Origin of the sequence: Clostridium sp. DMHC 10, assembly GCF_001270375.1 — a bacterium.
Lineage (GTDB): Bacteria > Bacillota > Clostridia > Clostridiales > Clostridiaceae > Clostridium_S > Clostridium_S guangxiense.
Genome location: NZ_LGVB01000016.1, coordinates 333,760 through 347,075 on the forward strand (window position 1 = coordinate 333,760; position 13,316 = coordinate 347,075).

The window sequence follows — 13,316 nt, forward strand, 5'->3', positions numbered from 1 at the left end:
ATGGGCGAAAGGTCTATCGCGGTACCACCCAAATTTATCACTCAAATGATTTAACGGCTTTGCCGGCATGATCCTACTGATTTCAGATTGCAATTTAAGGGTGAGTTTCAATATAATATAAATGTGTTTTTTCATCATACGCACTCTCTTTAAAGTATATTTATATTTACTTGTCCCTATCATCATTTTTAAAATATTATTCTCTTCAAGTTTATTTTGTATTTTACTTTACGTCTTTACAAAAGTAAACCAAGTTTTCCTAAAAATAATGATTTTGTTTTTTATCACCGTTTTTTTATTAATTTATTATTTTAAGTATTTGTTTTTTACATCAATTCTAAAATTTAATTTCTTATCTTTGCTTAAATTATTATATAGTGAATGTGGCATATTTATAAATTGTGTAATATTTGCTATTACAAGATAATTATAAAATTAGACATAAAAACAGGGTGCTGGTAACACCCTGTAGTATACAACTCAGTTGTTAAAGACAACTGGCATAGCTTAAAATTTAATGTTTTAAAAAGTAGCCATTACCAATTGCGCAGGTGGGCTACTTTTTTATGTTCTTTATTAGCACGACAATTAAGTTTATCAATGCTATCAAAAAAGATAGAGCAGAAAAAACTACTATAAACATCTCGTACATATGCATCACCTCCCTTATAAAAGAGATAGCAATGCCAGTTGCCCACGCACAACTATATTGAATTGTATGTAAGTAGTTTAACATAATAAGGTATCCTGTATCAATATAATTTTATCAAGTATAAAGGCATATAGAACAAATATAATAAAAAATATTATAGCTATACTAATAAAAACAAAACACATTTATAAGGCTAATATGTGGCTTTAAATACATACCTGAATTGCTTGGAATTCAATGCTTTCAGCGTACAATAAAATAACACAACAATAACACAACCGAATGCGAAAACCGTATTTTTTAAATGAACTGTACATTGCCATATAAAGCATAAATACAGATAAATGGCCAGTTATAAAACTAAATAAATTATATAAAAACGTGCCTTTACGAATCTGGAGGTCGTTGGTTCAACTCCCTCTGGGCGCACCAAATAAACATATAAAATAAGGCATTGCGTAAGGCTGATAGTAGCTTATCAGCCTTTATTTTTTCTTTTCCTGCACTTTATTCCCGCATTAAGCAAATAAATCATTTTTTCATAGCTTGATCTTACTTTTAACTTATCCGTTTTTTAAATTTTTCCCGTTCTTATCTATATGAGATTACTTCCAAACTAAAAAATACAAATATCAAGGTTATACAAATAATACTTGTTCAGTTCACAATTAATAGCTAAAGATGTTTTTACATATTTACTATACTCTGAATCAAATTTAAATTTGGAATTTATAATTTTAAAGTTCCTAAAAAAGAGTAAAAGTATGAATAATAGAAAAAATAATATAAATGCACTTATGTATTCTCATATATTACATAAAATGTTATAATAGAGTAAAAAAGCTTGAGATAGATATATATGTATGGATAAGAATCGATTAAAATTATTCGGAATAAAAAGAATAATACTTATAAGACAAATAGATAATTGGTCAAAAGGAAAAAGATATATTGCCAGGACGTTATTTAGTAAATACCTAATATATGAAGAAGATACTAAGATAGTATCAATCTATAGACTTAAGGGATATAAAAGAGCAAAAGTAGTGTGAAACATACCCTAAATAGCATTGCCGCATTGCTATAAAAAATATGCCAATGCGGCAGTGTTTTTTAGGGATATATATATAATATTGCTAAGTATAAAAGCGTGATTGTTTTAAATCTTAGAAAAATAATAAACTGTTGCTCGAAACCCATACATGTATACTTGTCCTAGAGTGTCTATATGTGAAATAGACAGCATTTTAACTACATAATAAGTATAAATAAGATGCTTTAGTATAACGAAATATTTTTAAATAAACAATATAAAAAACATGTTATTATGTTAAACGTTGTTGCAAGATGACATTGATTAATGAGTTCTGAAAAAATATTTTAAAAAGTGTTGACAGAGCAAATTAAACATGATATTATATATAAGCTGTCTCGTGCAGCATATTGAACTTTGAAAATTAAACAGAGAAGAATTAAGTAAACCAGCAATTCTTTTGAATAGAAGAAATTCTATTTAATATATAAAGCGATGAGCTTAGGAATACAGCAGGTCATTATATATAAGTAATGATGAGAGAATTTTGGGAAAGACGAGGAAATAAAATAGGTTAATAACTATTTATTAGCGTGTTTTGTTGACGAAGTATTGCACAAAATTAACCATCATAATTTAAATAATACTTGATGTATAAGATTAAACTTTTTATATTTTAAGCGCTTTGCGTGCATTAAGTTTAAGATTTTTTGTAGCGACAGCGGAGAAAAATCATCCTTCACTGTACTCTGTCCTCTGTACTTTGTACTCTGAGTTAAATTCCAGTTTGTAGAGATAAATTTGTTATTAACAACTTAATTCTTTCACATTGACCTTCCGAATCTTTCGTCTAGCATAAAAGAAAATACCTACCTGTCCAATTCCGGCCAATGCCCAAGTAACCGGGTAACAAGCAAAAAGCACAACCTCTGTATGATGCCAAGTAAAAATTGTAGCTAGCCAAAGAATTCGCATAAGGCAGGCACCTACTAGTGTGGAAATCATAGGTGATATAGAATATCCCATGGAACGGGTCAACCCTGGATACACGTTCATCATACCGCAGGTGAAATATGCAACCATCATGATATTAATACGCAAAATGCCAAGCTTAATGACCTCTGGATCAGATGTAAAAATTCCAAGCAGTTGTTTTCCAAAAATCACTGTCGCACCACCTAAAAGAATCCATGTAGCAAAAATTAATACTGTACACACTTTTGCAATAGTATCAATTCGATTATATTTCTTTGCCCCCATGTTCTGTCCAGTAAAAGAAATTGCTGCATTATAATAGGCATTCATTGTTGTGCCGACATAGTTTTCAACATTGCTTGCAGCTGCACTAGAAGCTACCATAATAGATCCAAAGGAATTAACTGCTGATTGGATTAGTACATTTGAAATAGAAAACAATAATCCTTGCATTCCTGCTGGCAAACCAATTCTCACAATGTCCTTTAGCTTATGCTTATCAATACACATTTTACGTGGTATAAAACGTATAGCTCCCTCACATCTGCATAGACAAACCATAATAAGTATCACTGAAATATACTCTGAAATTACTGTGGCAGATGCCACGCCAGCTACCCCCATATTTAGTACAATCACAAAAAAAAGATTAAATATTACGTGTATTGTACCAGCAATGATAAGATAGTACATTGGACGACGGCTATCACCTACAGCACGTAAAATAGCTGCTGCAAAATTGTATACCATGTTAGCAGGCGTACTGATAAAGTATATTTTCATGTATATTGTAGACAGCCCGATAATATCCTCTGGAGTACCCATCATCTTAAGAAGTGGCTTACAAAATATAATGCCTATAACCATGACAGTAAAGCCACCAATAATACTTATGGCAATAGACGTATGAACAGATCTACTTATATCAGCTTTACGCCCTGCACCACAATCCCGAGCTACAACAACAGTGGTACCTACTGATAACCCCATAAATAAAGTTATGACAAGGTTAATAAGTGAACCTGTTGCTCCTACTGCTGCTAATGCCTTGCTGCCAGAAAAATGTCCTACCACCACCATATCAGCAGTATTGAACATCAACTGCAATATATACATTGCCATAATCGGCAAAGCAAAGATAAATATTTTCTTGAACAACGGGCCGTTGCACATATCTATGTTACGATTTTGAGAACTCATTATGACATCCACTTCCTTTACTTTTGTTGTTTTGAGCTAAATTTATTTATTAAATGGATATACTTAGTATATATAGACAGCTTGAAAGTTTAAAATTAGCTCTACCAAATTCGCTCTGATAAACTGGAAGTTGTGAAGTAATAATGCTTCGTCGCGTTAAAAAAATCCTATAAATCTAAGGCTCAAAAATTGTAAAATACTAAGAAGTTTCAATAACTCGCATACGCTCAAACAGATTGAAATATCTAAGCATTTTACAATTTTTGAACCAAGATTTATTAGAATTTTTTTAAACCGTTCCTTCAGCATTGTTACTTCACCCACACGGTAGTGCAAGGAAAAAATTCCTCCGTACCTACGGAATTTTGACGTGAATCTTTATAATCCTTTATTTAAACAATTTAGCATTTATTTTATTGTAAAATCTCGTTAACAGTGCATTTTTCGTAGAGAAAGTGGCGAATCGCCACCTTCTCCTCATCAAACCGTGCATGCGGTTTTCTCGCACACGGCTTTCCGATATTCTTCTTTGTAAGGCTTTCAGCCTTAATAATAAGCTAATTTTTCCAACTTGATATTAATAATACTTCTAACTTTACTACTACGTGTATGTTTCATTCTTATTTGATGTTTGTTATTATACCACGCAATCAACTTATCCATAATATGAAAATCAATTTTGACCAATTGTCTTGGTGCATACTTGAGTCTATAATAGTTTCTAAATCCAACTATTTTCCTGTTTAACTTTCTAATTATTTCATACATATTCATTTTAAGAGTAGCACGACTTTCAAACACCTTATTTACTTTTTCTCTCATGCTTTTCATTGCTTTCTTTGTTGGTATCTGTATCATCGTGTAGAATCTCTCGCCCTTTCTGTTTTCTTCTAGGCTTCGCCTATGATGAAAACCCAGAAAGTCAAAGCCTTCTGTACCTTTCCATGTATTAACGAACTTTGTTTTCTCTGGATGAAGCTGTAGTTCTAGTTTCTCAAATATTTTAGTTACTGCTTTATGTGCATGTTCTACTTCTCTCTTTGTTCTTGATATTATAACAAAATCATCAGCATATCTTACCAAAGTTCCCAGATGTTTAAATGTTTTATTCCAAATTCTATCCAGATAATTTAGATATATATTTGACAACAAAGGGCTAATGACTCCTCCTTGAGGTGTTCCCGTAACATTAATTTTAATGTTACCTTCTTCCATCACTCCAACTTTGAGCCACTTCCTTATAAGTTTCAATATCCTCTTATCAGATATTTTCATCTCTACTAACATCATCAACTTATCATGGTTGATATTATCAAAATAACCTACTATATCGGCATCAAGTACCCAATTTCCAAATTTATTGCAACTATTTCTTATGACCTCTAATGCCTGATGTGCCCTTCGTTTTGGTCTAAAACCATAAGAATGCTCTTTAAAGTCTGCCTCAAATATAGGTTCTATGACTATCTTTGTTGCCATTTGCACTACCCTATCTTTTATTATAGGAATCCCAAGTGGTCTTTTCTTTCCATCTTTCTTTGGAATATAAACTCTTTTAACAGCTTTAGGTTTATATTTATCTTCTATCAACTCATGCTGTATTTCTCTTATGAATTTCATTTCTCCATATTCAACAATATCATCAATATAAACACTATCTATTCCTGCTGACCCTTTGTTAGCTTTTACTTGTTTCCATGCTTTAAGCAGTATATCAATCCTATATACTTTGTCGTACAATGCATGAAATCTTCGCTTATCATTTACTTTGGCACTTACATATAGTTTTCTCTGAAGTTCTCGAACTTTATCTATGGTGTTGTTAGCTTTCGCATTCACTCATTCTTACCTCCTTTAAAAACTTGAATAAAGTAGAGTTCCTTTCCTAAATAAAGTTTTGTTGTCTTTATCATCTTTGGTACTATGAACTCCTCCGACTCCTTCTTTGCTAAATTACAATTTCACCTCTGGCTTATATGCATTATTTTACGGCTTTGCCGTGCAAAGGAAGGTCTCTCCAGTTCCGAACTATACTTTTAATACATGTCGTTTCCCATACGCCGAAGGATTCTTTGACAGTGCTGTCCAAGTTCTTCCTGTCTTCCATGGTCTTCGCTAAATGCTCCCTAACTCAACTTCCTTTTGTTCTCCTAAAAAAAAATTCAAGGAGTCCTCTCTAACGACGCGGCAGAATTCACTTAATGTTACGACCTGTATTATCACAAAGAAAAGCCAACTTTTCAGTTGACTTTACCCACGCTTCAAACCCAGTATTTCTACTACGCTTGGTGGTTTGTTACAAGACTTCTTGGCAATTACCTTGACTGGACTTTCACCAGTTAGTATAGTCCAGCTTAGCTGGACGCACAAAAAAGTGTATAGCAAACAAACCATTAAAGCAACCGAATAATGGAAAAAAATTCAAGACAGTTAAATTGGAAAAACATTATTAATAGTTTAATTTAGGAAGATAGCCTGTACACAATATCTAAGAAGCTTTTTCAATAGAATTAGCTAAAAACATTTTATTGTGGATTTTAGGTTCTCTAATTTCATAAGGTGTTTGATCTCTTAGTATTGAAAATATGTAATTTAATATTTTGTGCATAATTGCACAAATGGCTACTTTCTTTTTCTTACCGTTTAAGTTGATGTTTTTATAGTTATATAGAATACTATTTGTCGGAATACCTTTTTTAGTTTTTCTAACAGATGCAAGAGCTGCTGCATATAAGGCTCTTCTTCCAAAGCGTGTGCCACGCTTTGACATTTTATTTTTATTTCCTTTAAACTTTCCAGACTCGCTTACTGATGGATCTATACCAAAAAAAGCAACTAGTTGCTTAGACTTATTAAACCTTTGGAAATAACCAATTTCACTCATGATTGTAACAGAACTGATAAATCCTAAACCAGGAAGTGAAAGTAGTAAATCAATATCTTTTCTAAATTCTTTTGGAGTGTTATCGCTCTTTACAGTGTTTTCTATTTCATTTAATAATGCAGATATTTGCTCATTTAGAGTGTTTATAATTTTCAAACTGATAGTCACTGTTGTTCTTAATGTATCAGTACAAAAGTTTATTTGTGAAGCATCTTGAGCAACGGATAAAAGTTTTGTATAAGTATTTTCACACCAAGTAATTCCTCTATATGAAGTTTTTTTTAGTATTTTAATAATTTCATCTTTGGGTGCATCAATAATATCTTTAGGTGTTGTATACTTAGACAAAATAGTTAATGAACTTACTTGAGAAATATCAGAGAAAACAGTATTATAGCCTGGAAATAATATTCTTAAATCTGATGATAGTTTTTTCTTATATTTAGAGCAACTATCCACAAAGCCATAATAATCACGACAAAGTGATTTGATGGCAAAGATATTAACATCTAAATAATCAGACATTTTAATATTTTGATATTTTCCTATTGTTGCAATAGAAAGTGCATCTTTTTTATCATTTTTTACTTTTCTTATTCCAAAATTTTTGTTACTATTAGTAATGAGTGGATTCATAACAAATGCTTCAAATTTGTTATGTTTTAGAAAGTGGAAAAGAGTTAAGTGATAAACACCAGTGGATTCCATGAACAATACTGGTTTTAGGGAGAACTCTTCTTCCACTTTTCTCATTTCTTTAATTAAGTATGAGAATCCTTTAATGTTATTGGTAATCTTGAATGCCTTTCTATAAATGTCACCATTAGGTGCAAGTATTGCGACCATAGAAAAATCAGCAGAAACATCAATGCCTGCAACAGGCAAACTAAAAAATTTTGACATAATAAATATCTCCTTTTCAAATTTAATGAAGATAGAATAGAGTATCCATACAAATCAGCAAGAAAATATCCTCGTTTGTGACACGAGTAATTCTTCCATAGGAAGAAACTCAACCAGCTAAACATTTAATTCTCACTGATGGAATGATACGCTTTTTCACGGGTATAGGAACTCTAAATGAGTCCGCCCAAGTGAAGTACATCTAACCTCTATACAGGAGATATTATATAATGATTTAAACAATAATCAAGCAACTTCCTGATGGAATTTACTATAATTTGAAAATAGACTTACTAAGGATATTTAATTTCCAGATATGAATTAGGTAAATACGAATAATAGTAAAAATATTATTATAAACATCCGTTAGTAGATTTGGTCTAATCTTTATTGGTGGGTACAACTATATTATACGAGAAAGCAATCTGGTAATATGTCAAGATAATTTTTAAAAGGTTTTGATATGTTTTTCTTAAAAAAGGGTGCACAAAATAAACATCCGGATTCTTTTGCAAAAAATCGAATGTCTGTTCGCCTAGATATGGAATTCGGTGTCTAAATTTTCACCGGTGTACAATTGGTTTTTGACCAGCAAACCAAAAACGAGTCGTACGAATTTACGAGATGTCAACGCGAGTGCTCTTTTGTGCTGATGTTTCGGAACTTCGCTGTATTTTTTAGCGTAGTAGTCCCGATACTCAGGAATGTGTCTTCTGACACTGTTGGCGGCTTCACCAAGGTAATAACGCAGATAAGTATTTCCAGCTTTCTGCATATGGGTGTCTTCTCCATCAAATTCACCAGATTGATTTTTTGACCAAGTAAGGCCAGCGTACTTGGCTAAAGCATCGGATGAATGAAAAACATTTATATCGCCAATTTCAGCAATGATTCCAGCGGCAAACACAGGACCGATACCATCAATTGATTTGAGAATGGTAAGTGCATTGGGATGCATGCCTTTGATTGTTTTTTCAATGGCATCATCAATAGCCTTGATTTCTTTCTTAAAAGTATCGATACAGTTGAAAGAACTTGCCAGAGAGATGTTTAAAGGCTCATAAAGGCATTTGTCAAGACGATAGGAATCCCTTGCAGCTTTTTTCAAAAGCTCAGTAGTTTTTGAAATATCTGTAATCCTATTCCTGCTTTTTTCAGCGATGAATGTAAGCAACTCTTCTTCAGAAGCATCCATAATCTCCTGAGGAGATAAATATTCTGTAAGGATAGCAGATGAGGTAGCACCATAAATGTTGCTAAATGGCTGATTCTCACCGCTAAGAAGCTGTAATTCGCTGAATTTGAGATATAGGTTGGAGATCATATATGTTTTCTCCCTGGTAATGCATTCTGTCAGATGCAGGCGATGTCTTGTAAGGCGCTTTAAAGCCAGGAACTGGCTGCCACGCCAAGGCTGTGTTTCGATTAAACCAGCTCTTGCAAAATCAGCGATAATAAAGGCATCCAAAGGATCTGTTTTAACCATAGCAATAAAAGCTTTCCTATAGTTAGCTGTCATTTTAGGATTCAGACAGAAAACGTAAGGCTTAAATGGAAGCAGTATTTCGCAAGTAGAAAGATGGTTTGCTATGTGAATACTATAAACAGAAGTTGATTCCATAGCAATTACAATAGTATTCAGATCAGAGTGAGCAACCATACAATCTTTGATTAAAGCAGAGAGTTCATCTGCACCAGGCTGATTGTTGGAGAAAGAAGTTTGAATATATTTATTTTTATAAAAATCCATTGCATAAACAACATTGGATTTGGAACTGACATCAATACCGACAAACAAAGTAGACATAAAGTTAATCTTTAACATGATATCACCATCCTTTCCGATTAAGTATTTTTGAAATCTGAAGCAAAAGGTTTATCCTGGGCATAATGTAGTGACCGCAACCTCGCGTAATCAGCATGCACCCTGCCAGCTTTTTTGCTGGAGCTACGGCAGGGGATGAAACATCTGTGTTAGCGGAATGTGCCACATTAACCAGGCTGAAAGCTTTAAAAGCAGACACAACAAACGTTGGCTGAAAGGAGAAGAAGCAGTGCCTTCGGACATCAGACTCTGCTGATATCATACCACAGGATAATCTTTATTGAATATATAAATATTAATTGTATAGATGAGAATAGGATGAGGGAGAATCCCTCAAAGATGTCTCCTACCTCTATACTATAAAAAAGATAAGTTTATAACCAGTTTTATTTGGCTATAAACATATTATACGAGGAGACTCCTAGTATAATAATGATATAGCCACTAAGGGCTATTCTTTTCTTCATAAATTTCTAAACTGAGTAACGGAAGAAGGACTTCCTCCTTCATCAGATGTTACTTGTATAATTTAATACGTCTGACGGTTCCTTATAGACTCCAGACTTTTCATAAAGTATAATCTTCAACGATAGGACAAATAATGTTCGCCTCCTTGGGAAGTCAGTTACTACTGATCTATACCTGTGATTAAGTCAATTAGTCCATTCAATGAGGTTTTATGATTAGCTGGTTGGGAGCCTCAGGCTATACCCGTATCACATGCTAGGATGTGTACTCATTGCTTGGAAATGGATTCCTATCAGAAAGGAGCTATCGCTCATGTCAAACATTATTAAATATAATTTATTTATCTCCGTTGGGATTGATGTTGGTGCAGACTTCAGTTGGATGTCTATTGCCCTTCCCAACCAAACATTTGTAGGAAAACCTTTTAAAATCCTACATTCTGATTTAAATTCCCTTGCTATTGCTGTTTCTAAAATAAAAGAAGCAGAAGAGCTGTATTCTTTGGAAAGTCGCATTTTCCTAGAATCCACGGGAATTTATCATTACCCACTCTTCTGCTATCTTCGTGACAATGGATTTAACACCAACGTTATTAATCCTATCATCACTAAGAATAGCACAAACATTAACATCAGAAAAGTACATAATGACAAATTTGATTCAAAAAAAGCTGCCTTAATTGGTTTAAAGCCAGATTTAAAAGTTTCTCTTATGCCATCAGACCTCGCTCTTGATTTAAGAAATTTATCAAGAGAATATTATGACCTGATGGATAATCGCTCTGCTTATGTGAATAAATTGCAGAGTGAACTCCGAATGGTTTTTCCACAGTATTTGAAAATTTTTTCTAAAATAACTACAAACACAGCAATGACATTGCTTGAGAAATATACATCTCCAGATGCCTTTTTAGCAGCTCCAAAAGATGAAATAGTAAACTCCATACGTCTTACTGCACGCTTTGGACCTAATTATGCTTATACTAAATATCATTCTATTATCCAAGCTGCTAATGATGCTCTTACTTTTGGACATGCTGTAAGTAGTAATTTTAAGCGCATTCGTTTATACATAAGCTTCATTAGAAAGTATGATGAAGAGATTTCTTCAATACTCTTAGATATGCATACACTTATCGATGCAAACGAAGGTACTAATTTTGTTAAACAAATTCACTTAATTGAATCATACAAAGGTGCAGGTTTTCTTTCTGCTGTAAGTCTAATGGGAGAAATCGGAGATTTCTCTGCATTTAAGTCACCTAAGCAGCTTTTTGCTTACTTTGGTTTGGATCCAGCAGTAAAACAATCTGGTAAATTTAATGGTACACAAATCAGTATGTCAAAACGAGGTTCTCCAATTGCAAGAAGAGTTATCCACACTATGGCTTTAATCAGCATCAGCAAAAACAAAGATGGTTCTGCCAAAAATCCTGTACTTCGAGACTACTATATTTTGAAATGTAAGAGTAAACCTAAAATGGTAGCTCTAGGAGCTGTTATGCATAAAGTTTGTAACATTGTATTTGCCATTCTTCGTGATGAAAAAGAGTTCAAAATCATAACACCAGAAGACCACCAAAAGAATTACCGCAAAGCGAAATACGGCTTCGCTGCGTAGTATAATTCCATAACCAAATTTTATTTTTTGACAGTTAGTCAAAAGGTTTATTAAAGTTAACCTTTTTTAATCTCATAAAAATAATAATTATTTTTTATTTCTTATTGACATTTCTTAGCTGGACTTAAGATTATATATTTATAACTACAAATTTACACAATTTAATTATATAATAACTATACAAAGAAACTTTTGCCTTAAATTTAAAAAATTCTTTTATTTTATTATTAAAATTTAACTAGGAGTGATATTATGGATGAACAAACGAAAAATATTTCAAAATTTTGTAGACGCAAACCGTGAGGAAATGATTGACCTATGGAAAACCTTAGTTAACATAGAAAGCGGTTCGCATAACAAAAAAGGAATTGACACTATAGTAAATAAACTAAAGACTATTCTTGAAGATGAAAACTTTAAAACTGATATTCTTGATTTTAAAAATGCTGGTGCATCATTGATTGGGAAATCTACATATGAAAACAGTAAAAAACCTATTTGTCTCACGGGCCATATGGATACTGTATTTAAAGACAGCGCTATAGAAAAAAATCCTTTTAAAATTGAAAATGGCAAAGTCTATGGTCCTGGAGTTGTAGACATGAAAGGTGGAATCGTAGTTTTAATTTATGCAATTAAAGCCCTAAATTCTATCAATTACAAAAAAAGACCAATAAAAGTTATACTCATAGGCGATGAAGAAGTTGGACATGCCAATTCTAATTTAAGTGAAGTACTCCCAGAAGAATTTAAAGAATGCTACGCAACATTTAACTGCGAAACCGGTAGAACTGATAACGCTATAGTCATAGAAAGAAAAGGTTGTGCTTCTTTTATACTTGAAGTCAGGGGAATTGCTGCTCATGCTGGAAATCAGTATGAAGAAGGAAAAAATGCAGTTTTAGAAATTTCTCATAAAATTATAGATATTCAAAACTTAACAAATATAGCTGAAGGAACAACCTTAAATGTAGGCATTGTAAATGGAGGAACTGCTGGAAATGTGGTGCCTGAACATGCTGAAGCTATGATAGATGTAAGATTTTTAAAAGAAGATATGCTGCCTAAAATAGCCAAGGAACTAGAAAACATAACAAAAAAAACTTACGTTGAAGGCACAAAATCTCAATTAAAGCTTGAATCTGTTATGCATCCTATGGAAGTTATTAATGGTACGAAAGAATTATTTGAGGTTGTAAGGAAAACCTCATTAGAACTTGATTTAAAGGAACCTTATGGGAAAACAGTAGGCGGCGGTTCTGATTCATCTTTTTCAACAATGGTTGGAGTACCAGCTTTATGCGGTATGGGTGCTCAAGGTATGTATCAACATACAAATAATGAATTTGGATATTTAGAATCCTTATTTGAAAGAACTAAGCTCCTAGCTTCAAGTATTTTAAACCTCTAAACCTTATTTTTATCACATTTGACTCCTTTATTCATATGTATAAAGTTTAAGGGAGTTTTTCATGTCAAAATCACAATATGCATATAAAAATTATACTAATTCATATTCTTAGCACAAATATTGATAAGTTTAATTGTAAATATTAAAATATAATAGTACAAATACCTATATATCTTAATCTTCACCATAGTAATATAAAAAAATTAATATTTTTTTATATTATTTTTTGAATTTTTTCATTTATATTTTTACCTTTGATTATGCATAATTGATAAATTTATTACTTTTTGCTTTTCTATTAATTGAATATTTTATTCATTTAAGAAATATCCTTCATATTTCTTA

7 protein-coding genes and 1 other annotated feature (1 of these 8 running past the window's edge) are annotated in these 13,316 nt (G+C 32.3%); of the genes, 3 read left to right on the plus strand and 4 right to left on the minus strand.

Features of this window, described 5'->3' with window-relative positions; translation table 11 throughout:
- Positions 1-192 (minus strand) — a binding site (T-box leader) (it extends 2 nt beyond the left edge of the window).
- A gap of 1,323 nt (positions 193-1,515) precedes the next feature.
- Positions 1,516-1,704, plus strand: coding sequence for a hypothetical protein (locus AGR56_RS19005; RefSeq protein WP_053243621.1), 189 nt, complete (start codon positions 1,516-1,518; stop codon positions 1,702-1,704).
- Between the two features lie 788 nt (positions 1,705-2,492).
- Here the strand turns inward: AGR56_RS19005 and AGR56_RS19010 are convergent.
- The 4 genes from AGR56_RS19010 to AGR56_RS19025 form a co-directional block, all read right to left on the minus strand.
- Positions 2,493-3,860 carry an MATE family efflux transporter gene (locus AGR56_RS19010; RefSeq protein ID WP_053243622.1) on the minus strand — a complete coding sequence of 456 codons (1,368 nt, stop codon included), beginning with the start codon at positions 3,858-3,860 and terminating at the stop codon, positions 2,493-2,495.
- A gap of 546 nt (positions 3,861-4,406) precedes the next feature.
- The gene (ltrA, locus tag AGR56_RS19015; RefSeq protein WP_053243623.1) at positions 4,407-5,699 is read right to left on the minus strand and encodes a group II intron reverse transcriptase/maturase; all 1,293 of its coding nucleotides are present in this window, start codon (positions 5,697-5,699) and stop codon (positions 4,407-4,409) included.
- Between the two features lie 649 nt (positions 5,700-6,348).
- Positions 6,349-7,647 (minus strand): IS110 family transposase, encoded by a 1,299-nt coding sequence (locus AGR56_RS19020; protein WP_053243624.1) that lies wholly within the window; start codon positions 7,645-7,647, stop codon positions 6,349-6,351.
- 535 nt (positions 7,648-8,182) lie between these two features.
- Positions 8,183-9,472: an IS110 family transposase gene (locus AGR56_RS19025; RefSeq protein WP_053243625.1), complete on the minus strand. Its 1,290-nt coding sequence runs from the start codon at positions 9,470-9,472 to the stop codon at positions 8,183-8,185.
- Positions 9,473-10,252: 780 nt separating this feature from the next.
- Between AGR56_RS19025 and AGR56_RS19030 the strand changes: the two genes are divergently transcribed.
- Positions 10,253-11,560: an IS110 family transposase gene (locus AGR56_RS19030; protein WP_053243626.1), complete on the plus strand. Its 1,308-nt coding sequence runs from the start codon at positions 10,253-10,255 to the stop codon at positions 11,558-11,560.
- A gap of 256 nt (positions 11,561-11,816) precedes the next feature.
- The gene (locus tag AGR56_RS19035) at positions 11,817-12,971 is read left to right on the plus strand and encodes a M20 family metallopeptidase (protein WP_053243627.1); all 1,155 of its coding nucleotides are present in this window, start codon (positions 11,817-11,819) and stop codon (positions 12,969-12,971) included.
- Positions 12,972-13,316: the final 345 nt, after the last annotated feature.